Here is a 20,714-nt window from a genome sequence, read left to right as displayed (position 1 = left end):
CACGTGGGGCCGGTAGAACTTTACCCGGACGGCGACTCGAACGTGACACTCACCCGATGAACGCAGATAGCCGCCCCGAGATTTCCTCCTTCGAACCGACTCCAACCCGCCGCCGTCTGCTCGGAACCGTCGCAGCCGGCACGCTCGCCGGGGTGACCGGCGGTCTCGGTGGGGTCGGCACGGGTCGTGCGACGCCGGCTCGACAGCAGGCGGCGGTGGTGCCGGGCGGTCCGTCGATCGGGCTCGAAACCGTCGCCGACGGGCTCGAAGAACCGATCGACTTCGCCGCGCCGGCGGGCGACGACCGGTGGTTCGTGCTCGAACGTGCGGGCCAGGTCTACGTGGTCGACGACGACGGCAGCCGGGACGAACCGTTCATCGACATCGCCGACCGAATGACCCCCGTGGAGGGCGAACAGGGTGCGCTAGGGCTCGCCTTCCACCCCGAGTTCGCGGACAACGGCCGGTTCTACCTCCGCTACAGCGAACCCCCGACCGAGGAGACGCCCGACCCCTACTCGCACAACGCGGTGCTCTCGGAGTTCACGGCGACCGACGACGGGTCGAGCGGGGACCCAGACTCCGAACGCCAGCTCATCTCGGAGCCCGAACCCCAGAGCAACCACAACGGCGGTGCGGTGGCGTTCGGGCCCGACGGCTACCTCTACGCCTCGCTCGGCGACGGCGGCAAGGGCGGCGACGCCGGCACCGGTCACGCCGAGGACTGGTACGACGCGAACGAGGGCGGCAACGGTCAGGACGTCACCGAGAACCTCCTCGGGAGCGTCCTCCGGATCGACGTCGACGGTGAATCGGACGGGAAACCCTACGGCATCCCCGAGGACAACCCCCTCGTGGGAGAAGAGGGCCTCGACGAACACTTCGCGTGGGGCTTTCGCAACCCCTGGCGAATGGGCTTTTCCAACGGCGAGCTCTACGTCGCCGACGTCGGCCAGTCGGAGTACGAGGAGGTCGACATCGTCGAGAACGGCGGGAACTACGGCTGGAACGTCCGGGAGGGGACCCACTGTTACGGCACGAGCGGCGACAGCTGCCCGAGTTCGACCCCGGAGTCGGTCCGGGGCGGCGAGCCGCTCATCGACCCCGTCATCGAGTATCCGCACGTCAGGGACGGCCAGCCGGTCGGGGTGTCGGTCATCGGCGGCTACGTCTACGACGGATCGGTCGACGCGCTCTCCGGCCAGTACGTCTTCGGCGACTACCTCTTCGGCGGCTCCGCCGTCGGCGCGCTGTTCGCCGCCACACCCAGTGACGGCGACGACCTCTGGTCGTTCACGAAACTCGACGTCGCCACGACCGACGACGGCGAACTGAACGGTGCGCTCATCGCGATCGGCCGGGACAACGACGACGAGCTCTACGCTCTCACCCGGGGCGACGACGGCGGTGGCGTCCACCGGCTCGTCCCCGCCTCGGACGCGAGCGGCGGGTCCGGGAACCGGACGGACGCCGGGACGACGGGCACATCGACGGGAATGGCGGCCAGGGCGAACGGAACGGCGGGGGGTGCGGCGGCCGGCGAATCCGAGGCCACGAGCGGTGCGGGCTCCGCCGGGACCGGCGCGACGGGCGGAAGCGGCAACGAGACCACCAGCTCGAACGGACCGGGTTTCGGCGTCGTCGCGGCGCTCGCGGGTCTGGCGGCGGTCGGCGCGCGACGCCTCGGCGGCCGCGAATAACCCGTTACTCGGCGCGCTCGACCACGGCCGCGGCGTGGCGCTCGGCCGTTTCACGGACTTCGTCGACGTCGAGCGTCAGGACCTCCCGGTCGCGCATCAGGACCTCGCCATCGCAGACCGTGTGCCGGACGTCAGTCCCCGAGGCGGCGTAGGCGAGGTGGCTCACGAGGTCGTGGTGGGGCGTGAGGTGGGTCGCGTCGAGGTCGAGGACGGCGAGGTCGGCGTTCGCGCCCGGCTCGATCCGGCCGGCATCGAAGCCCGCGACCGCGGCGCTCCCCGCCGTCGCCATCCCGACCGCGCTCGGGGCGTCGACCGCGCTCGCGTCGCCGGCCCCGAGTTTGCCGACCATCGCGGCGTCGCGGAGCTCGTCGAACATGTCGAGGTCGTTGTTCGAGGCCGCCCCGTCGGTTCCCAGGCCGACCGTGACGCCCGCATCGAGGAGCGTCTGCACCGGGGCGATCCCGCTCGCGAGCTTCATGTTCGAGGCCGGACAGTGGACCACGCCGGCACCCCGCTCGGCGAGCAGGTCGACCTCGCGCTCGTCGAGGTGGACGCCGTGGGCGACGAAGTCCTCGGGTTCGAGCAGGCCGTGGTCGACGGCATACTCCAGGGGGCGCTTTTCGTGGTCGTCGACGATGGGCTCGACCTCGCCGGTCGTCTCGTTGGCGTGGAGGTGGACCGGAACGTCCGCCTCGCGTGCTTCCGGCACGAACGCGTCGAGTTCGGCGGCGTCGACGGTGGTGAGGCTGTGGGGCATGAACGCCGTCGAGACCCGCCCGTCCGCCGCACCGTCGAACTCGCGGGCCACGCGTAGCCCCTCCTCGAGATCCGCCCGGGCTTCGTCCTCGTCCTTCCCGACGGTGACGATGCCGTGGCCGACGCGGGCGCGGAGGCCCGCTTCCTCGACCGCGGCGACGGTCTCGGGGACGTCGAAGTACATATCGCAGAAGCCGGTCGTGCCGGTCTCGATCATCTCGACCAGCCCGAGTTCGACCCCTGCCCGGACGTCCGCGGGTTCGAGGGTGGCCTCGACCGGCCAGATGTCCTCCTGAAGCCAGGTTTCGAGGGGCTCGTCGTCGGCGTAGCCCCGCAACAGCGTCATCGCGACGTGGGTGTGGGCGTTGACCAATCCGGGGATGACGAGCCCGCCGCTCGCGTCCAGCGACTCGTCGCCGTCGGGAACGTCGCCGACCGCACGTATCTCGCCCGTCTCCCGGTCCGCGAGCACGTCCCCGTGCTCGACGGTCATGTCCGGACGAAGCACCCGACCGCCGACGATCTCGAGCGTGGTCATGGCCGGACTGGGGCGGCCCGAACCCTCAATCCGTCGAAGCCGGGCGGCTTCTCGACCCCGGTGTGGGCTACGACCCGGCCACGGCTTCGTCGACGCCGCGCTACTCCTCGGTCAACGGGTCCCCACACTCGATACAGTAGTTCCCGACCGGAACGAGCGTCTCGCACGACTCACACGCCCGTTTCCACGCGCGGCGTGAGAGACGGTCCTCGGGGACGCCGAGGTCGTCGGACGGGCGAACGGTCTCGACGTCCTCCTCGTCGTCGGTCGGCTGGAACGCGTGGCCATCCGGTTGCTTTGAATCTGACAATTGGTAACGTACCCCTCGACAGGACGGACGCACCGCGAGACGATAACGTGGTCGGTAGCGCCGACCGAACGCATCCGCGAGCGGCGGTCGGTCGCTGCGGTCCGTCGACAGCCGTGACCGACGACTCCCGGTTCGAGCGGACCTCGGTCCCGAAACCCCGCGCCCGTCGTCAGTCCCGGAGGTCGCTGTCGGCGGGCGAGTCGGTCACGTACTCGCCGACGAGGTCGTCGAGTTCCGCGGGGTCGTCGTGGCCGGGGAGCGGTTCGTCGGCGGTTCGACACGTCCCGTCGACCCCGAGCGCGTCGCAGACGTGGTCGGCGACCGCCTCGGCCATCCGGCGGTGGGTGGTGAGCTTCCCGCCGACGATGCTCGAAAACCCCCCGACCCCGTCGTCGGCGTGGTCGAGCAGGAAGAAGCCCCGCGAGATCGAGCGCGCGCCGCCGCGTTCGTCCTCGTCGGGCGCGTAGAGCGGCCTGACGCCCCAGTAGGTTCTGTCCGGTTCGCGGTTCGCGAGCGCGGGCACCATCGCGGCGCACTCGGCGACCATCCGGTCGACCGCTTCGTCCTCCCGCGAATACTCGTCGGGGTCGTCGACCGCGACGCTCGTGGTGCCCAGCACGACCTCGTCGTCGTGCGGGACCACGAGGTCGCCGTCGGCGGGCGACCGGCAGCGGTTCAGGACCGGGTCCACCTCGACACCCTCGATCGCGACCATCACGCCCTTCGTCGGCTGCATCGATACCTCGACGCCGGCCTTCTCCGCGATCCGGCCCGCCCACGCGCCCGCCGCGTTGACGACGTGGTTCGTCCGAACGGTCTCCCCGCCGTCGTGGTCGACCGTCGCGCCGACGACCCGCCCGTTCTCGGTGTGGAGGTCCGTCACGGGCGCGTCGGGGAGCACCCGCGCGCCGTGGCGACGGGCGCTCTCGGCCGTGGCCGCGACGAGCCGCGAGGGGTAGACCACGGCGTCGGGCACCCGGATGACTCGTTCGACATCGTCGGCGAGCGCCGGTACTGCCTCGCGCGCCGCCGCTCCCGACATCGGCTCGGCGGGGATGTCCTGCGCCCGACAGCCCTCGAGCTTCGCCTCGAAATAGTCGGGGTCGTCGCCGTCGAGCGCGACGAAGTAGCCGCCCGAGTCCCGGACGCACGCGCCGGCGATCCCCTTGACGACCCGGTTCTCCGCGATGCACTCGCGTGCGCCCTCGGCGTCGGACTCGGCGTAGCGCGCGCCGCTGTGGAGCACGCCGTGCGAGCGCCCCGTCGTTCCCGACCCCAGCCCGCCGCGTTCGCAGAGCGTGACGTCGACGCCCCGCATCGCGAGGTCGCGCGCGACGCCGACCCCGGTCGCGCCGCCGCCGACGACGAGCACGTCGGTCTCCCGGTTCATACCGGATCCTGGCGCTACGCAGTCATGACGCTGTTGACCGCCGAACCCGGTAGCGGTTCGTTGGACGGTCGAGCCGGCGGGTCGGTCGCGCGGGTAACGAAAGGCAGTTCATCCGCGGGGACTCGATAGCGGGTATGCGCCTCGCCGTGCCCAACAAGGGCCGCCTCCACGATCCGACGGTGGGTCTGCTCGAACGCGCGGGTCTCCACCTCGAGAACGGCACCGACCGCCAGCTCTACGCCTCGACGGTCGACCCCGAAGTCACGGTGCTGTTCGTCCGGGCGGCTGACGTCCCCGAGTACGTCGCCGACGGCGCGGCCGACGCCGGCGTCACGGGGCTCGACCAGGTCCGCGAGGCCGGCGTCGACCTCGACGAACGCCTCGACCTCGGGTTCGGGAACTGCCGACTGGTGCTCGCCGCCCCGGAGAACGGCTCGATCGGGTCGGTCGATGACCTCGCGGGCGGAACCGTCGCGACCGAGTTCCCCCACATCGCCCGGGAGTACTTCGCCGAACGGGGGATCGACCCCGAGGTCGTCGAGGTCTCCGGTGCGACCGAACTCACCCCGCACGTCGAGATGGCCGACGCGATCATCGACATCACCTCCACGGGAACCACCCTCCGGGTCAACGGGCTCGCGGTCGTCGACGAGGTCCTCGAAAGCTCCGCCCGGCTGTTCGTCCGGCCCGACGTCGCCGACGACCCGAAGCTCGCCGAGATCGAGACCGCGCTCTCCTCGGTGCGCTCGGCCGAGGGCAAACGCTACCTCATGATGAACGCCCCCGAGGACGAACTCGACGCGATCCGGGACGTGATCCCGGGGCTCGGCGGGCCGACGGTGATGAACATCGCGGGCGGCGACCAGGTCGCGGTCCACGCCGTGGTCGACGAACGCGACGTCTTCGAGGTCATCACCGACGTCAAGGCGCGCGGCGCGAGCGACATTCTGGTGACCGAGATCGAACGCCTCGTCGACTGAGCTATCCGGGCGCGGTACTTGCGAGCCGGTAGGCGCTCAGCGCCACGAACAGGACGAGGACGCTCACCACGAGGTGGATGACCGTCACGAGGCCCGCGGTTCGCAAGCGAAGCCGGTAGACGTAGCGGATCAACACGAAATCCAGCGCGAGCGCCACGGCGAACGCGAGGACGCCGTACTGCTGGAGAGCGACCGAGACGGCGGCGGGGCCCGGTCCAACGAGGAGCGCTCGCCGAGCCGGCACGTCGCCGAGGACGTTCCGGGCGGCGATGTGCGCGGTGAGGGAGTAGACCGCCGCCGCGAGCACGAACGTCCCGAGGTAGGCGAGCGGCCTGCCGGTGGTCGGGGTGACCTGTGCGAGGACGTTCTCGATCATCGCCTGCGTCCGTCCTCGCGGGTTCGTCCCGGGTTTCCCTCGCGGTTCATAGCTCGCTCACGTTCGGATGAAAAGGGGGTATCTCAGCCGTCGAGCAGCCCGAGGTCGTCGAGCCGGTCGGTGATCTTGTCGACGGCGTGTTCGGCGTCGGCGGGCTCCTTCCCGCCGGTGATGACGAGCTTCCCCGAACCGAACAGCAGCGCGACGACCTCGGGGTCGTCGAGCCGGTAGACGAGCCCCGGGAACTGCTCGGGCTCGTACTCGATGTTCTCGAGCCCCAGCCCGATGGCGATCGCGTTGAGGTTCAGGGTCTTCTGGAGGTCGGCGCTCGTGACGATGTTCTGGACGACGATCTCGGGAGCGTCCTCGACTTTGATCTCGAGGTCCCGGAGCTTGTCGAAGACGATCTCGAGGCTCTCGTGGACGTCGGCGGTGCTCTTCGCGCCGGTGCAGACGATCTTCCCCGACCGGAATATCAGGGCCGCGGACTTCGGGTTCTGGGTTCGGTAGACCAGCCCCGGGAACTGTTCGGGGTCGTAGTCCGCACCTTCGAGGTCCATCGCGACGCTCTGGAGGTCGAGTTCCTGCCCGATACCCGTCGACGCCACGACGTTCTCGATGTTGATGGTTTCCTTTGGGTCCTGAGCGGACATGAGTCGTCTTAAAAATAGTATTTAAGACTTATAAAAGTTGGTGGTGTTGGTTGATACGTATCGACGATGAACATCCCGGCTTCGGGACCGATATCGTCATGAGACGGCCCGCCCGGAGTGAGGCCGTGTACGTCGTCGAGTTCGCGGGCGAGGACGACGCCTTCGCCGCCCGCGAGGCCGCGACCGCGATGACGGGGGTCGAGGTCGTCGCCCCCGGGGTCGGGGTCGCCGAAGCGGTCGATAGACGGGCGGTGCGGAGCCTCGCGTACACCCACCGTGTGAGCCGCGTCGTGGACCGGTCCGCGGCGACCGTCGAGGCCGCCGTCGCGTCCCTCGCGGCCGCCCCGCTCGACCTCGACGGAACCGTCGCGGTCCGGGCGCGCGACGTCCGCCGCGGAACGGGGGTCGACACCCCGCACGCCGAACGGGAGCTCGGCGGCGTCCTCACGAACGAAGGACTTCCGGTCGACCTCGACGACCCCGACCACGAGCTTCGGGCGCTGTTTTCGGACGAACGCTGTGTCCTCGGCTGGCTCGACATCGAGACCGACCGCGGGTTCGGCGCGCGCGCCCCGACGAAGAAACCCTTCTTCCAGCCGGGGTCGATGAGCCCGCTGCTCGCGCGGGCGCTCGCCAACATCGCCGGCACGGAGCCCGGTTCGCTCGTGGTCGATCCGATGTGCGGCACCGGCGGGGTCCTGGTCGAGGCCGGTCTGGTGGGGGCCGACGTGCTGGGGCTCGACGCCCAGGCGAAGATGGCCCGCGGGGCGCGCGAGAACCTCGCACACTACCTCGACGGCGGGTGGGCGACCGCGCGCGGCGACGCGACCCACCTTCCCCTCGAAGACGGGGCGGCCGACGCGGTGGTGTTCGACGCGCCCTACGGTCGCCAATCGAGGATTGAGGGCGACCTCGAAACGGTGGTGGCCGGCGCGCTCGCCGAAGCCCGACGGGTCGCGCCGCGAGCCGTACTCGTCAGCGACCGACCGTGGACCGACGCGGCGCGCGCGGCGGGCTGGACGGTCGAGGACGTCTTCGAACGCCGGGTTCACGCTTCGCTCACCCGCTACATCGCGGTGTTGGGATAGCTACTCCCGGCGGACGCCGGCGCGCTGGCCCTTCTCGATCGACGCGCCAACGGAGTTCCCCCACTCGACCCACGAGCCGTAGTAGTTCCTGACGTCGGCGTAGCCGAGGAGCTCCGAGAGCACGAACCACGTCAGCGCCGACCGTTCGCCGATCCGACAGTAGGTTATCACCTCGGTCGCGGGGTCGAGGCCGGCCTCGTGGTAGATCGCGTCGAGCTCCTCGCGGGGTTTGAAACGGCCCTCGTCGTCGACCACCTGGCTCCAGGGCACGTTCACCGCGCCCGGGATGTGGCCGCCGCGCTGGACGCCCTCGTTCCAGCCCGGCGGCGCGAGGATCTCGCCGCGGTACTCCTCGGGCGTGCGAACGTCCACGAGCGGCACGCCCCGGCGCATGGCGTCCTCGACGTCGGGCCGGTCGGCGCGAACGGTTTCGTCGAACGAGTCCACGGCGTACGACCGCGACGTGAACTGCGGGGTCTCGGTCGTGGTCGGGCGGTCGTGGGCGGTCCAGACGTCCCGACCGCCGTCGAGGAGTCGGACGTCGTCGTGACCGTAGTAGGCCAGCAGCCAGTAAGCGTAGGCCGCGAACCAGTTCATCATGTCGCCGTAGACCACCACCGTCGAATCGGCGGTGATCCCGACGTCGCCGAGCAGCCGCTCGAAGGCCGTCCTCGTCGGCACGTCGAACGTCGTGGCGTCCTGGAGGTCGCGTTTCCAGTCGAGCTTGGTCGCGCCCGGCACGTGGCCCGCGTCGTAGTTCGCGGGTTCGATGTCGACTTCGAGCAGCCGGAGCGACGGGTCGTCGCGCCCGAACGCGTCGAGGCGCTCCGTGACCCACTCGGCGGACACCAGCGCGTCGGTCGTCGAGTCACTCATCCGGTGTCCTCCCTTTCGCCGCGAGCGGTATTAACCCCGGGGCGCACTCCGGACGAGCAATAGGAGAACTCACCGGAGCCACCGGTCCCCGTCCTCGCCGACGAACCGCCGTGCGAGCGTGGTCTCGGCCCGGCGGAGCCGGTAGGAGAGCGTCGAGCGTGGGATGGAGAGGTCGTCGGCGATCGCATCGAGCGTGGTCTCGCGGGGCGTCTCGTAGTAGCCGCCCGCGACGGCGGCTTCGAGCGCGGTTCGCTGTTCGTCGGGCATCGAGAGCGTTGCGAACGCATCGCGCCGCCAGCCGTCGGCGTCCCGGAGGTGTCCCATCCGAAACGTGAGTCCGTCCCGGAGCCGCGCGCCGATCTCGTCGTAGAGCACCCCGACGTTGGCGTCCGACCGCATCAGCACCCGCCAGTGGTGGCGCGAGCCCTCCCGACGGGTCTCGAAGACCAGCCCCGAGGGGAGGTGTTTGCCCGCGAGGGTGTGTATCGACTCACACCGCGTGATGTCTTCGAGGTAGGTGTAGAGCACGAGTTCGCCCTCGTCGCGTTCGAGCACGTCGTGGTAGCGTGCGGCCTCGCAGTCGTGTTCGGTGACCGACTCGCCGCATTTCGTCCCATCGAACCGGACGGTCTCGATCGCTTCGAGCGCGGGTTCGGGCCCCGAGATCCGTTCGATCCGCCAGAACCGGTCGCCGGTCACGAAGCCGTCGAGCGAGTGGGCGAGAACCGAGGGATGCTCGATACAGACGTCCATGACGGGGTCGGTCCCCGCATCGTACTCGATGACGAACGTGAACTCCCGCATCGACGAGACGAGTTGGCGCACGACGAAAAGCGTGCGGGTCAGAACAGCGCGGCCACGACGATCAGCGCGGTCGTGCTCACCGTGACGAGCCCGACGAAAACGACGAGGACGGGTTCGTAGCCGGTCGAGCGGAGTTCGTCGACGTCGATCGTGAGGCCGAGCCCCGCGAAGGCGAACAGGAACAGCCAGTCCGAGGCGTGCGAGAGCGAATCCATGGCCTGTGGCCCGAGCACGCCGACGTTGGCGAGCACCATCACGCCGAGGAAGCCGAGGACGAACTTCGGGAACGTCCGCCAGAGGTGGTCGAGCCCGACGCCGTCGGCGGTGCGACCCGACCGCCGGGCGTAGTAGACCGCGTAGGCCACCGCGGCCAGCCCGATCAGCGCGTTGCGGGTGAGTTTGACCAGCAGGGCCCACCGACCCGCCGCGGGCGAGAACGCGAAGCCGGCGGCGGTCACCGGCCCGGTGCTGAACATCGTGAGCCCCGCCCAGACCCCGAAGACGGCGTCCGAGAGCCCCAGCAGGTGGCCGACCACGGGGTAGACGAGGAGGGTGACGGCGTCGAACAGCAGGACCGTGGCGGCGGCGTAGGCGATCCGGGTCTCGTCGGCGTGGATCGACTCGGCGATCGCCACCACCGCCGAGACCCCACAGATCCCGGAGCCAGCGGCGAGCAACGACCCGGTCTCCTCGTCGATCGCGAACAGCCCCCGCGCGAGCACTTCGACCACCACGACCGTCGTGAGAGCCGTCCCCACGACGAGGGCCAGGATCGTAGGCCCGGCGGCGACCACCCGGTCGAGCGCGACGCTCGCACCCATCACCACGATCCCGGTTTCGAGCCAGAGGGTGTGGGTGCCGACGCCCGATTCCGCCCGGTCGGGGACCCCGTAGGTGTTGGCGACCACGACGCCGAGAACGATCGCGACGATCAGGTGGTTGGCCTCGGGAACGACCCGTGACACGCCGCGTGCGAGAAGGCCGACCGCGACGAGTGCCGCGATGCCCGGCAGAAACTGCCTCACCACGGTATCCGGATCCCGGTCAGGACGACCGCGACGAGGACGGTTCCGAGGAGCACCGCCCGCCACCCGCCGTCGAGGTCGCTCCACCACCGCGCCACGCTCGCGACCGCTCGGGACCCATCGTTCATCCGACCGTGAGTCGGGGGGGGACGGTCATACGGGTTCGGTTGTCGCACGCCAAAGTTGTCGCACGACAACCGATCGCGGGTCGTGCTATCGACCGAGCTCGGCGAGGAGGTGCGAGAGGTGGAGGCGGTCGTCGGTGCCCTCGGCGAGGTCCATGTCGACCTCGCCGGCGAGCCGGTGGAGTTCGGGGGCGGACGGTCCGACCGACCGCGAGCGCGCCACCCGGAGAACGTCCTCGAGGACCTCGCTCCCGCTCAGCCCGTCGTCGACGAGGAGGTCGTCGAGGGTGCTTCTCGCGTCCGTGAACTCGCCGTCGACGGCCGCCGCCACCATCCCCTCGACCCGGTCGTCGTTGCCGACCGACCCGAGCGCGTCGTAGGCGGTCTCCATCGTGACCTCGCCCGCGTCCTCGGCGGTGGTCTGGGCACCCAGGATCGCGTTTCTGAGGTCGCCGTCGGCGTAGCCCGCGACGTACTCGAGGCCGTCGTCGTCGTACGCGACGCCCTCCGCCTCGACGATCGATTCGAGCACCGCCACGGTCTCGTCGGTGGTCGGCGCGCGCACCGGGATCGAGAAACACCGCGAGGAGATGGGGGGGATGAGCTTCGAGGGTTGGCGCGTCGTGATGACGAACTGCGTGGTCTTGTAGTTGCGTTCCATCACCCGGCGGAGCGCCTGCTGGAAGTCCTCGCGAATGGCCTCGGCGTTGTCGAGCAGGATCGTCTTGTAGGTACCGTCGACGGGCGCGTAGCTCGCCGACTCGGTGAGGACGTGTTTGATGAGGTCGGCCTTCGAGGAGTTCCGGCGGCGCTTCGAGGTGATGAACGACGAGAACCGGGGGTCCTCGCTCACCTCCTTCTTGGTCCGGCCGAAGAAGTCGGCGACGTTGAGCTCCACGAGGTCGTCGGCGTGCGTGTGGGTCTCGTCGGCGAGCGCGCGAACCGCGGCGGTCTTGCCCGCGCCCGGCGGGCCGTGCAGCACGAGGTTCAGCGGCTCCTCGACCGCGCGCGCGAGCGAGCGCCGGACGTCGGCCTGGGGGAGGTCGGCGAGCGCCGGCGCGTGGTCGTCGGTCCAGAGCGGCCCGTCCATTACCCGTCCTCGGCGCGCCACCGAAAAGAATCGGTCGGTCGGTGGCGACCACCAGACTCAATCCCGCCCGAACGGATCCCGAGCTATGGCCACCGACCGCACGCCGCCCGCACGACCACCAGCCGACCCACTGCACTACCAATGACCACGACGCTGTGTGGGGCCTACGTCCGACCGGACAGGATCGCCGTCCTCGACGCGATGGACGAGTGGGCCGGCGCGCGCCACGCCGTCCACGTCGTCTTCGTGCCGTGGGATCCCGACGGGCTCGACCACGTCTTCGACCAGCTGCTTCCCGAGGTATGGAACGCGGGCCGCGTGCCGCTGCTCACCTGGGAGCCCTACACCCCAACCCCGGATTCGACGCCGCCGGACATCGCAGCGCGGATCGCCGAAGGGGCGTACGACGACTACCTCGACGCGTGGGCGGAGCGACTTCGCGGGTGGCTCGCGGGGCCCGACGGGGCGCTCGGGACCGCCGACGACCGCCGGTGCTTCCTCCGGCCCGGTCACGAGATGAACGGGGACTGGTATCCCTGGGCCCCCGCGGGCGGGAACACAACGCCGGAGGAGTACGTCGCGATGTGGCGGCGCGTCCACGACCGGATGGACGACCTCCCGGCCGAGCGCCTCCAGTGGGTCTGGTGTGTCAACCACGTCGACGTCGGCTCCCACACGGCCGAGGCGTGTTATCCCGGCGACGAGTTCGTCGACTGGGTCGGCCTCGACGGCTTCAACTGGGGGACGAGCCAGGAGTGGTCGGGATGGGCCTCGCCGGCGGCGGTCTTCGACGAAATGCTCGACCGGCTCGACGCGCTCGCCGCGAAACCGGTCTGCGTGCCGGAGGTCGCGAGCTCGTCGGTGACGGCCGCGGGTCACGACCCGTCGAGGAAGGCGGCGTGGATACGCGACGCGTTCGACTACCTCGACGACCGCGTGGCGCTCCGGTGCTGGTTCAACGAGGACAAGGAGACCGACTGGGCGGCGTTCGACGGGGCGCGGGGGACGGAATCGCCCGACGGGGCGGTTCCACACTGGCGGTACGCCGCCTACCGCGACGCGACGACGGACATCGAAAACCGGGCCGTGGCTGACGAAACCGCGTTCGTCGGTGACGCGGCGTTTCGCGGCGAGTGACGAGGTGAAAGGGTGCGACGAGTCGGCGGTTCAGAAGTCCCCGGCGAACTCGTCGTCGGTCAGCAGCGGCGGGTAGTCCGGCAGCGCGCCGAGGTAGTCCGAGCCCGAAACCGACCGGTTGTAGGCCTCGTAGACGGGGTACTGCGTCCCGCCGATCGTGACCTGGGAGGTGCCGCGTGCGCCGCCGAAGACCGCCCAGTCGGACTCGTCCTGGCCCTCCTGGTCGACGTTGAACCAGCAGGCCATCTTGATGTCGTTCTCGGCGACGTAGTCGAAGACGTCCTGGATCCACTCGGCCTTCTGCTGGGGCTGGTGGCCGTCGCCGGACTCGGGCACCGACGAGGAGGCGAACTCGGCCAGCGCCACCGGCTTGTCGGTGAGGTCGCGTATTCGCTGGAGCATCGGCCCGAAGATCCCGTTCGGGGAGCGCCAGTTCGACGTCGCGCCGTTGTCGTACTCCTGACTCCCGCCGAAGTTGAAGCCGTCGAGGCCGACCCAGTCGACGAACTCGTCGCCGGGGTAGTACTGCTCGGCGCGGACGCTGTTGCTCGGCTCGTCGGCGTTCGGCGACCACATCCACTGGACGTTCGTCTCGTCGAGGTCGGTGTTCCCGAACAGTTGATGAACGTGTCGCCACATCGAGACGTAGTCGTCGGCGGTGCCCGGGCTGTCCGTACTGGCGGGGACGCGAGTCGAATCCACCGCGCTCCAGGGGAACCAGTTGCCGTTCATCTCGTGGGCCGGTCGGAAGTAGAACCGCCGACCCCGCGTCTGCCCGCCGCGCGGATGCGCCCAGTCGTCGAGGGCCATCGCCCACGCCCGGATCTGTTCGTCGTAGTCGCCGTTGGCGATCCGGCGCTCGACCGCCTCCGGGGTCTGCCCGTCGTTGACCAGCGGCTGCCAGGATATCATGGGCACGTGGCCCGCGTTCCAGACCTGCGTCAACGCGTCGTCGACGAAGCCCTGCGTCGCGCTCGGCTCGGCGAGCGCGTCGACGAACAGCAGTACGACGGCGGGCTTTTTCGAGATCCAGTTCGAGTACGCCGCGAGGGTCGCGTCGAGCTCCTCGCTGCCGGGGAAGACGCCCGTGAGCGCCGCGCCGGAGCGGGTCTGGGGCGCTTCGGGGGTTTCGGTGAGCTCGCCCGTGCTCTCGTTTCCGGCACCCGACCCGTCGGTCGGCGCGCTCCCGCTGCCGTTCGACGACTCCGGGGTCGATACGGGGTCGAACGGGGTCGAACAGCCCGCCAGCCCGGCGACGCCGGCCACCCCTGTCGTACGAAGAAAGGTCCGACGATCCATCTATCGGTCGGTCCTTGCCGCGATTTCGGTTAAACATTGTGATGTGCGCGGCGGGAACCGCCGACCGGCGTAGGGCCAGGGTCGTCGGTGTCAGTCGCCCTCGACCTCGCGCTCGGGCGTATCGACGTGTTCGGGGCTGATCTTCCGGGTGACCGAGAAGTCGTTCGGCGGGGCGACCAGTCCCACGAACGCGCCGAAGGAGTGGAGCAGGCTGACGAGCGGCGACAACACCACCACGACCAGCCCGAGGAGGACCGACCTGTCGTAGTAGGCGGCCCCCGCGATCGACCAGACCACGACGAAGCTGAAGACCAGAACCGAGAGGACCTGGAAGGCGGTCTCGAAGAGGATGGTTCCGGGGACGAGCAGCGGGACGAGCGTCAGGAACGGCACCGCGGGCGAGAGCGCCCACGCGAGGTTGCGGACGGTCGTGAGGAGGTGATAGGGCAGCGGGAGGAGGTCGCTCTCGGACTGCGAGCCCGCGAGCCACCGGCTTCGCTGGCTCACCATCGCGCGGATCGTCGGCGGGGCCTGGGTGTCGAACTTGGTGCGCGCCATGTCGAAGTCGACCGCGCCGTCCATCGCCACCGCGTTCCAGACGAACGCGGTGTCCTCGATCATGGTGTGGTGGTCCCACGTGACGCGGTTTTCGAGGTCGGACCGGATCGCGATCCCACCGCCCCAGGCGTAGAGCGGCACCGAGAGCGAGGGGAAGGCGCGCTGTTCGATCTGAAAGCCCATCCGGAAGACCTCAGCGAGGTAGGAGAGCCACGACCGGCTCCGGCGGGGGCGCTCCCGAAACTGGACCACGTCCGCGTCGGGAACCCCCTCGAAATCCGACATGAGGCTGTCCTCGTCGAGGTAGAGCACGAACTCCTTCCCGCAGGGGACGTTCTGCCGGGCCCATTCGAGCGCCCGGCCCTTCCGGATCGCCTCGGAGTCGAAGCTGTCGGGCACCACGTGGACCGTCGCCCCTTGGATATCCATCGGCTCCTCGGCGATCACGTGGCGGTCGGTGACGGTATCGGGGATGGCGCTGACGCTCTTTTGGATGATCTGGGGTGAATCGACGGTCAGTATCCTGACCTGGACCTCGCTCGGGTCGTGCTCGATCTCGGGATACTCGGAGCCCCGAACGACGAACAGAACGAGGTACGTCCAGTAGGCGATGGAGCAGACCGAAAGCAGGGCAATACTCCAAAGGATGATTGAGAGCACCACAGGCACCGCTGCGGCGACCGATCCGGCCATTGGAACCGGCGACGCCAGCGGGAACATTAAGTGTTGCTGACCGCGCGCCCTTCGGGACGGTATCGCGTATCAGCGGGTCGATTCGCGGTCATAACTGACCGACACCGCCGCGTCGGAAGGGCTTTCCGATGGCTCGCGGAACCCGCTCCATGGTCGAGATAAGCGTCATCATTCCGACGACGCTTTCGGATGACGCCGACGTACTATCGGCCGCACGGCTCGCCGGCGACGACTTCGAGAATTACGAGGTCCTGATCCAGCGCGAGGGGGGCGCGGCCCACGCCCGCAACGTCGGGATCGAGCGGGCACGCGGCGAGAAGCTCGTCTTCCTCGACGACGACTCGGTGCCCTGCCGGGGCTACCTCCGGGTCGCGAGCGTCGCGCTCGACGCCTACCCCGCCGTCGCCGGTCGGGTCTTCCAGCCCGCAGACGCCCCATTTTCCGACCTCGACCTCCCGTGGTACGACCAGGGCGACGAGTCGAAACCCACCGACATGCTGCCGGGGTGCAACATGGCGATCCGACGCGAGGTGCTCGACGACGTCGGCGGGTTCGACGCGGAGACCTTCGGCTGGGGCCACGAGGAGTCCGAACTCGCCGAGCGGATCGCCGAGGCCTACACGATCCAGTACGTCCCCGAACTCGTCGTCGAGCACACCTACGTCGAGTCGTTTCGACACTTCCTGCGGAAGTCCTACCTCCTCGGCCGGGCGGACGTCCAGTGGTGGCGGCTCGACGGCAAATCACGCCGCTGGCTCGTTCGTCAGTGGTTCAACACGCCGATCCGGGGAGGAACCCGGCTCGAAACCGCCCGCCGGGTGGCCCAGCGGGCGGGCTGGTTCGCCGAAATCCTCGACGGGTCGTAGCGACCGCTCCGAGGAGCGACTCGAACCGACCGACGAGGGAACGGGTTCGCCGCGTCCAGTGGTATCGACCGAATCGCGTACCTGCGGAGTCGTCGGTCCGGCTACCGAACGGGTTTTCATCGGTCGGTCCGAACCCCCCGTCGTGACGGCGACGTCCTGGCGACACGCGCTCGACGAGCGCGGCGAACTCGACTCCGAGATCGCCGGGCGGATCATCGAAGTCCACGGCGACCGTGGGGTGCGCGCCATGGAGGCGGTCGCCGAGCGCCGCATCAAGGAGTACCTCGACTTCACCGTCGTCGTGGGCCACTCCGACGAGTACGTCGTCGAGGACGGCAGCTGTACCTGCAAGGATTCGGCCTACAACCTCGCGCCCGACGACCCCGACCAGCTGTGCTGGCACGTCCTCGCGACCGAGATCGCCCGCCGCGTCGACGCCCTCGACCACCACGAGATGTGGTACTCCGAGGTTCGCGACTTCATCTGAGAACTCCACCTTTTTGCTGTCGTTCGGGGATTCCTCGGCCCGCTCGCTCCCATCGGTCGCTCGCGGCACAACGACTTCTCGCTCCGCCTCCGCAACCGCCCCGCGACCGCCACACGCCTCCCCAACCGATTCGCTCCGTTCGCGTTCGCTCACTTCACTCATCCACCGGCAGAGCTTCGCTCTGCCGAGCCTGCACTCGCTACGCTCGCGCAGACCTCGCACAGTGTCCGCGGTCGGTGCTCACTTTGTTCGCACGCGACCGCGAGCGCGCGCCCCAGCATCCGCACCGCTTCCACCCACCACCGCACCGCTAACCGCGACCGACGTTCACCGACGACTCCACACGGGTGCGTTTTTGGTGCGTGACCACCCAGAACGGACACCAATGCCTTTCGTCACGACACTCGAACTCACGAGCGGCGACCGGGGCGCGCTCGACCGTGTGGTCGAGGACATCAAGGAGACCGCCTCGCGGAAGGGCGTCGAGTTCGGCGGCCCGCACTCGGGCCAGCCCCACGAGCAGCACGCCCCGCAGTCGAAACGCCTCTCCGCGACCGGCGACCGGTTCGCCGACTGGACCTACACCGTCTACTCGCGCACCATCGAGATCGTCGGCCACGACGAGTTCGCCCGGAGCGTCGCCGGCGGCGAGTTCCCCGCAAGCGTCCACGTCGAGGTCGAGATCGACCAGGTCCGACAGGCCGGTCGCTGACCGAAAGGTTACGTCACCGGCGGTCGCCACACCCCTCCATGCAACGGGCCCGCCACGACCGACTCGTCGACCTCCGCCGCGACCTCCACCGTCACCCCGAACCCGCCTGGCGCGAGTTCTACACCACCAGCCGGATCGTCGAGGAGTGCGAACGCATCGGCGTCGACGAACTCCTCGTCGGGCCCGCGATCCTCGCCGACGGCGAGCGCACCGCCGTCCCGGACGACGAGGAACTCGCGACGTGGTACGAACGGGCCCGCGCCGCCGGCGCGCGCGAGGACGTCCTCGAAGAACTGGCGGGGGGCTACACCGGCGCGATAGCGGTCCTCGAACGTGGCGAGGGCCCGACCGTCGCGCTCCGGGTCGATATCGACGGCTTACTCCGCGAGGAGTCCCGTTCGGACGAGCACGTCCCCACGAAGGAGGGCTTTCGTTCGGAGACCGGCGCGATGCACGCCTGCGGCCACGACTCGCACGCCACGATGGGCATCGGCGTACTCGAAACGATCGCCGAGAGCGACTTCCAGGGGACGTTCAAGGTCGTCTTCCAGCCCGGCGAGGAGATGGTCGCGGGCGCGAAACCGATCGCCGAGAGCGGCCACCTCGACGACGTGGACTACCTCCTCGCCGTCCACATCGGCCTCGACCACCCCACCGGCGAGGTCGTCGCGGGCATCGACGACTTCCTCGCTGTTCACCACTTCCGAGCCGACTTCTCGGGCGAACCCGCCCACGCCGGGGCCGACCCCCAGGAGGGGAAGAACGCCGTTCAGGCGATGGCCACCGCCATCCAGAACCTCTACGCCATCCCCCGAAACGACGACGGCCCCACCCGGATCAACGCCGGAATGGTCGGCGGCGGGAGCGCGACCAACATCATCCCAGAGGAGGCGTTCATCGAGGGCGAGGTCCGCGGTCGGACGACGGAGCTCATGGAGTACATGCGCGAACGCGCCGAACAGGTGCTCGAATCCGCCGCCGAGATGCACGGCTGCTCGCTCGGTCTCTCGACGGTGGGCGGCGCGCCGAGCGCGACCAGCGACGCCGAACTCGTCGGGATCGTCCACGAGGCTTCGACCGAAACGGAGGGGGTCGACACCCCCACCGAACGCGACGGCCTCGGCGGGAGCGAGGACGCGACCTACCTGATGCACCGGGTCCAGGAGCGTGGCGGGCGCGCGGCCTACGTCTGCATCGGCACGGACCACCCCGGCGGCCACCACACCGCGACCTTCGACGTCGACGAACGCTCGATCGACATCGGTGTCGACGTGCTGACCGAGTCGGTGCTCCGGATCGCGGGCGAGCGGCCGTAGCCTCCGACACCAGTCGTCGGTCGACGAACGCCGAACGACGGGCTGTATTATCTACCGTCCGAAGCGCCTGGCGACCGTCTCGCCGACCCGCTCGCCCATGTAGAAGCCGTAGAACCGGGACAGTCCGAGCCAGATCAGTACCACGCCCAGCACGAGCCCGACGGCCCCGGTCCGAGCCACGATATCGAACAGTCCCACGAGGACGAACAGTGCCGAAACCGTGAGATACACGATGTCCCGCTGGAAGAACGCCCGCACGCTGTCGAGTGTGCCCATCGTTCGGGCTTACGCCTCGTCCCTCATAAGTGACGCACAAACGACCGGTCGAACGGTGGTTCGTTCCGGGTCACGTCTCCCGGCTCTCGGATACCGTCCGAGCGTTGAGAGTGCCACTCGAAGCGGGGTGTCGGGTCCTTATTCGGATTTCGACGTCTCGAACTCCTCCTCGCAGTCGAGGCACTCGTAGTGCGATTCGTCGGCATCGGCGGTGGCGTCGGCTATCTGGACGTTGTTGGACTCACAGCTCGGACAGGTGACGTCGCTCGATGTCGGTGTTGAACTCACGTTCGCCCGTGTCCGCCGTCGTGTATAAACTCCCACCACGCTGCTGCCTGCTCGCCCGTTCGGACGGACCGGTGGGTCGGCGTGCTCGAAAGGTGCGCGGTCGTCGACCCCTCTCCTCGACTACGGCGAGACGCCGGCGGGGAGCGTACACTGCTTCCCACACCGCGAGCACCGCCAGCGCATCCGGAGCGGATAGCGGTCGTCGCCGAGCCCGATCGCGTCCATCCTGACGACGTACTGGGGGTCGTAGTCGTGGTAGCCGAACCGACAGAGGGGGACGAGGAGCGACCCGAGGAGTTCCGTTCCCGTCTTATTCATGCGACACCACTGTTGGTTTCACCTCGACGCGCGGTCGCAAAAGCGTTCGTACCCCGCACCCGGTGCGACCGTGACCGATTCCGGTCCGACCACGACCGCCTCGGGCGTGTGCGACGGGTTTATCAGCGACGGTTGCCGTTTTGAGACCGTATGCGTATTAACGAATCTTCGTCTTTTGTTAACTCCGCGGGTCCGCCGTGGGTCGGGGTCGGAGCGACGGCGGGGTTCGTCGTTTTGACCGGGCTCGGGGCGGTCGCGGGGCTGTGGAAGGTGCTCGTGATCGGCTGGGTTGCCTTCGTCGCGATGGCGGGTGCGGCGGCAGTGGCGCGGGTTTCGGTCGCCGACCCCCATCCCCGTCGGGTGGTCTGGAGCTACGGTCTGGCGAGCGGCGCGATGGTGACGAGCGCCGCGGTGTTCCTGGTTCCACAGGCGGTCGGCTACGACCCGCAGGTCGGCGGGTTCGGGGTGGCGGCGGGGCTGCTGGCGGGCTACGCCGGCCACGTCATCGGCCACCGGTTCAGCCACCGCGACCTCCCGATCGAGACCACGACCGCCCAGCTCACCGCACACGCGCTCACGGCGGGGCTCGTCATCGGTGCGGTCTACTCCCTACTTCCCGACCTCGGATTGCTCCTCGGATTCGGGATCGTCTCGCACAAGGGACCCGCGGGCTACGCCGCCGCACGTCGGCTTCGGACGAAGGGCCGCTCGGTCGGTTCGCTCTTGCTCCCGGCGGCGGGCGTCGGGATCACGGCCACCGCCATCGGCCTCCTCGACCCGTCCACCTCGATGGCGACGAACGCCGCGGTGTTCGGCTTCGCCGCCGGGATCTTCCTCCACATCGCGATGGACTTCCTGCCCGAGTGCGAGGTCGGCAGCGAGGTCGCGGCCCTCGTCGGCAAGGGCGAGGACGACCACGCGCTGCTCGACCGCCTCCGGATCCACGGCGTCGCGAGCACCGCGGTCGGGGCGGGCGCGGTCTTCCTCGCGTGGCTCGTCGTGGGCTGAGCGGGTGTGGGGTGTGAGCACGCCTCCGTGAGGAGCCGTGGGTTC

At 69.4% G+C, this 20,714-nt stretch carries 24 protein-coding genes; 9 read left to right on the top strand and 15 right to left on the bottom strand.

Annotated features, from left to right (window positions below):
* Positions 1-56: 56 nt before the first annotated feature.
* Entirely contained in the window at positions 57-1,700 is a 1,644-nt protein-coding gene (locus C447_RS06305) for a PQQ-dependent sugar dehydrogenase (RefSeq protein WP_007692004.1), read from the top strand.
* Between the two features lie 4 nt (positions 1,701-1,704).
* Here C447_RS06305 and C447_RS06300 read toward each other — a convergent pair whose 3' ends face one another.
* The 3 genes from C447_RS06300 to C447_RS06290 all read right to left on the bottom strand — a co-directional run bounded on the left by C447_RS06300 (position 1,705) and on the right by C447_RS06290 (position 4,694).
* Positions 1,705-2,994 (bottom strand): amidohydrolase, encoded by a 1,290-nt coding sequence (locus tag C447_RS06300; protein WP_007692003.1) that lies wholly within the window; start codon positions 2,992-2,994, stop codon positions 1,705-1,707.
* A gap of 100 nt (positions 2,995-3,094) precedes the next feature.
* On the bottom strand, positions 3,095-3,304 hold the full coding sequence (locus tag C447_RS06295) for a hypothetical protein (protein WP_007692002.1): 210 nt from the start codon (positions 3,302-3,304) through the stop codon (positions 3,095-3,097).
* A 169-nt stretch (positions 3,305-3,473) separates the two neighbouring features.
* Positions 3,474-4,694 carry an FAD-dependent oxidoreductase gene (locus tag C447_RS06290; protein ID WP_007692001.1) on the bottom strand — a complete coding sequence of 407 codons (1,221 nt, stop codon included), beginning with the start codon at positions 4,692-4,694 and terminating at the stop codon, positions 3,474-3,476.
* Positions 4,695-4,828: 134 nt separating this feature from the next.
* On the opposite strand from C447_RS06290, the gene hisG reads away from it, so the two are divergent.
* The gene (gene hisG / locus C447_RS06285) at positions 4,829-5,674 is read left to right on the top strand and encodes an ATP phosphoribosyltransferase (protein ID WP_007692000.1); all 846 of its coding nucleotides are present in this window, start codon (positions 4,829-4,831) and stop codon (positions 5,672-5,674) included.
* Position 5,675: 1 nt separating this feature from the next.
* Here the strand turns inward: hisG and C447_RS06280 are convergent, their stop codons facing one another.
* The gene (locus C447_RS06280) at positions 5,676-6,050 is read right to left on the bottom strand and encodes a DUF7473 family protein (RefSeq protein WP_007691999.1); all 375 of its coding nucleotides are present in this window, start codon (positions 6,048-6,050) and stop codon (positions 5,676-5,678) included.
* An 83-nt stretch (positions 6,051-6,133) separates the two neighbouring features.
* A complete protein-coding gene (locus tag C447_RS06275) occupies positions 6,134-6,703 on the bottom strand; it encodes a TATA-box-binding protein (protein WP_007691998.1) in 570 nt (189 codons plus the stop codon).
* A gap of 125 nt (positions 6,704-6,828) precedes the next feature.
* Here C447_RS06275 and C447_RS06270 point away from each other — a divergent pair, with 125 nt between their 5' ends.
* The gene (locus C447_RS06270) at positions 6,829-7,791 is read left to right on the top strand and encodes a methyltransferase domain-containing protein (protein ID WP_049904399.1); all 963 of its coding nucleotides are present in this window, start codon (positions 6,829-6,831) and stop codon (positions 7,789-7,791) included.
* On the opposite strand, the gene C447_RS06265 is transcribed toward C447_RS06270, so the two are convergent.
* The 5 genes from C447_RS06265 to C447_RS06250 form a co-directional block, all read right to left on the bottom strand.
* Positions 7,792-8,667 (bottom strand): sulfurtransferase, encoded by an 876-nt coding sequence (locus tag C447_RS06265; protein ID WP_007691996.1) that lies wholly within the window; start codon positions 8,665-8,667, stop codon positions 7,792-7,794. It lies immediately after the preceding gene.
* Between the two features lie 69 nt (positions 8,668-8,736).
* Positions 8,737-9,471 (bottom strand): helix-turn-helix domain-containing protein, encoded by a 735-nt coding sequence (locus C447_RS06260; RefSeq protein WP_007691995.1) that lies wholly within the window; start codon positions 9,469-9,471, stop codon positions 8,737-8,739.
* A gap of 38 nt (positions 9,472-9,509) precedes the next feature.
* A complete protein-coding gene (locus C447_RS06255; RefSeq protein ID WP_007691994.1) occupies positions 9,510-10,499 on the bottom strand; it encodes a YeiH family protein in 990 nt (329 codons plus the stop codon).
* A complete protein-coding gene (locus tag C447_RS18745) occupies positions 10,493-10,624 on the bottom strand; it encodes a hypothetical protein (protein WP_255409229.1) in 132 nt (43 codons plus the stop codon). The genes C447_RS06255 and C447_RS18745 overlap by 7 nt, the downstream gene beginning before the upstream one ends.
* Before the next feature lie 85 nt (positions 10,625-10,709).
* Positions 10,710-11,711 (bottom strand): AAA family ATPase, encoded by a 1,002-nt coding sequence (locus tag C447_RS06250; RefSeq protein WP_007691993.1) that lies wholly within the window; start codon positions 11,709-11,711, stop codon positions 10,710-10,712.
* 141 nt (positions 11,712-11,852) lie between these two features.
* Between C447_RS06250 and C447_RS06245 the strand changes: the two genes are divergently transcribed.
* Positions 11,853-12,848: a glycoside hydrolase family 26 protein gene (locus C447_RS06245; protein ID WP_007691992.1), complete on the top strand. Its 996-nt coding sequence runs from the start codon at positions 11,853-11,855 to the stop codon at positions 12,846-12,848.
* Between the two features lie 30 nt (positions 12,849-12,878).
* Here the strand turns inward: C447_RS06245 and C447_RS06240 are convergent, their stop codons facing one another.
* Together C447_RS06240 and C447_RS06235 are read right to left on the bottom strand one after the other, a co-directional pair.
* On the bottom strand, positions 12,879-14,147 hold the full coding sequence (locus C447_RS06240) for a glycoside hydrolase family 26 protein (protein ID WP_029601851.1): 1,269 nt from the start codon (positions 14,145-14,147) through the stop codon (positions 12,879-12,881).
* A gap of 90 nt (positions 14,148-14,237) precedes the next feature.
* On the bottom strand, positions 14,238-15,398 hold the full coding sequence (locus C447_RS06235; protein WP_029601850.1) for a glycosyltransferase family 2 protein: 1,161 nt from the start codon (positions 15,396-15,398) through the stop codon (positions 14,238-14,240).
* A 149-nt stretch (positions 15,399-15,547) separates the two neighbouring features.
* Here C447_RS06235 and C447_RS06230 point away from each other — a divergent pair, with 149 nt between their 5' ends.
* The 4 genes from C447_RS06230 to C447_RS06215 all read left to right on the top strand — a co-directional run bounded on the left by C447_RS06230 (position 15,548) and on the right by C447_RS06215 (position 18,779).
* Positions 15,548-16,264 carry a glycosyltransferase family 2 protein gene (locus tag C447_RS06230; RefSeq protein WP_007691988.1) on the top strand — a complete coding sequence of 239 codons (717 nt, stop codon included), beginning with the start codon at positions 15,548-15,550 and terminating at the stop codon, positions 16,262-16,264.
* 142 nt (positions 16,265-16,406) lie between these two features.
* A complete protein-coding gene (locus C447_RS06225; protein ID WP_029601849.1) occupies positions 16,407-16,751 on the top strand; it encodes a hypothetical protein in 345 nt (114 codons plus the stop codon).
* Between the two features lie 385 nt (positions 16,752-17,136).
* Entirely contained in the window at positions 17,137-17,463 is a 327-nt protein-coding gene (locus C447_RS06220; RefSeq protein WP_007691984.1) for an uS10/mL48 family ribosomal protein, read from the top strand.
* A gap of 38 nt (positions 17,464-17,501) precedes the next feature.
* Entirely contained in the window at positions 17,502-18,779 is a 1,278-nt protein-coding gene (locus tag C447_RS06215; protein WP_007691983.1) for an amidohydrolase, read from the top strand.
* A gap of 51 nt (positions 18,780-18,830) precedes the next feature.
* Here C447_RS06215 and C447_RS06210 read toward each other — a convergent pair whose 3' ends face one another.
* From C447_RS06210 to C447_RS06205, 3 genes are all read right to left on the bottom strand, one after another.
* Positions 18,831-19,055 carry a hypothetical protein gene (locus tag C447_RS06210; RefSeq protein ID WP_007691972.1) on the bottom strand — a complete coding sequence of 75 codons (225 nt, stop codon included), beginning with the start codon at positions 19,053-19,055 and terminating at the stop codon, positions 18,831-18,833.
* Positions 19,056-19,193: 138 nt separating this feature from the next.
* Entirely contained in the window at positions 19,194-19,343 is a 150-nt protein-coding gene (locus tag C447_RS17885) for a hypothetical protein (protein WP_153300683.1), read from the bottom strand.
* Between the two features lie 120 nt (positions 19,344-19,463).
* Positions 19,464-19,661, bottom strand: coding sequence for a hypothetical protein (locus C447_RS06205; protein ID WP_007691970.1), 198 nt, complete (start codon positions 19,659-19,661; stop codon positions 19,464-19,466).
* A 150-nt stretch (positions 19,662-19,811) separates the two neighbouring features.
* On the opposite strand from C447_RS06205, the gene C447_RS06200 reads away from it, so the two are divergent.
* Entirely contained in the window at positions 19,812-20,669 is an 858-nt protein-coding gene (locus C447_RS06200) for a ZIP family metal transporter (RefSeq protein WP_029601848.1), read from the top strand.
* Positions 20,670-20,714 lie beyond the last annotated feature (45 nt).

Source organism: Halococcus hamelinensis 100A6, assembly GCF_000336675.1.
In the GTDB taxonomy this organism is placed as follows: Archaea; Halobacteriota; Halobacteria; order Halobacteriales; family Halococcaceae; genus Halococcus; species Halococcus hamelinensis.
The sequence above is the reverse complement of the archived record's forward strand: the minus strand, read 5'-3'. Positions and strand labels throughout refer to the sequence as shown.

Coding starts and splice junctions, on each gene's coding strand:
- C447_RS06220 (WP_007691984.1), top strand. CDS start 17,137: ATGCCTTTCGTCACGACACTCGAACTCACGAGCGGCGACCGGGGCGCG.
- C447_RS06265 (WP_007691996.1), bottom strand. CDS start 8,667: ATGAGTGACTCGACGACCGACGCGCTGGTGTCCGCCGAGTGGGTCACG.
- C447_RS06275 (WP_007691998.1), bottom strand. CDS start 6,703: ATGTCCGCTCAGGACCCAAAGGAAACCATCAACATCGAGAACGTCGTG.
- C447_RS06215 (WP_007691983.1), top strand. CDS start 17,502: ATGCAACGGGCCCGCCACGACCGACTCGTCGACCTCCGCCGCGACCTC.
- C447_RS06290 (WP_007692001.1), bottom strand. CDS start 4,694: ATGAACCGGGAGACCGACGTGCTCGTCGTCGGCGGCGGCGCGACCGGG.
- C447_RS06240 (WP_029601851.1), bottom strand. CDS start 14,147: ATGGATCGTCGGACCTTTCTTCGTACGACAGGGGTGGCCGGCGTCGCC.
- C447_RS06305 (WP_007692004.1), top strand. CDS start 57: ATGAACGCAGATAGCCGCCCCGAGATTTCCTCCTTCGAACCGACTCCA.
- C447_RS06210 (WP_007691972.1), bottom strand. CDS start 19,055: ATGGGCACACTCGACAGCGTGCGGGCGTTCTTCCAGCGGGACATCGTG.
- C447_RS18745 (WP_255409229.1), bottom strand. CDS start 10,624: ATGAACGATGGGTCCCGAGCGGTCGCGAGCGTGGCGCGGTGGTGGAGC.
- C447_RS06200 (WP_029601848.1), top strand. CDS start 19,812: ATGCGTATTAACGAATCTTCGTCTTTTGTTAACTCCGCGGGTCCGCCG.
- C447_RS06205 (WP_007691970.1), bottom strand. CDS start 19,661: ATGAATAAGACGGGAACGGAACTCCTCGGGTCGCTCCTCGTCCCCCTC.
- C447_RS06280 (WP_007691999.1), bottom strand. CDS start 6,050: ATGATCGAGAACGTCCTCGCACAGGTCACCCCGACCACCGGCAGGCCG.
- C447_RS06230 (WP_007691988.1), top strand. CDS start 15,548: ATGGTCGAGATAAGCGTCATCATTCCGACGACGCTTTCGGATGACGCC.
- C447_RS06250 (WP_007691993.1), bottom strand. CDS start 11,711: ATGGACGGGCCGCTCTGGACCGACGACCACGCGCCGGCGCTCGCCGAC.
- C447_RS06300 (WP_007692003.1), bottom strand. CDS start 2,994: ATGACCACGCTCGAGATCGTCGGCGGTCGGGTGCTTCGTCCGGACATG.
- hisG (WP_007692000.1), top strand. CDS start 4,829: ATGCGCCTCGCCGTGCCCAACAAGGGCCGCCTCCACGATCCGACGGTG.
- C447_RS06245 (WP_007691992.1), top strand. CDS start 11,853: ATGACCACGACGCTGTGTGGGGCCTACGTCCGACCGGACAGGATCGCC.
- C447_RS06260 (WP_007691995.1), bottom strand. CDS start 9,471: ATGCGGGAGTTCACGTTCGTCATCGAGTACGATGCGGGGACCGACCCC.
- C447_RS06235 (WP_029601850.1), bottom strand. CDS start 15,398: ATGGCCGGATCGGTCGCCGCAGCGGTGCCTGTGGTGCTCTCAATCATC.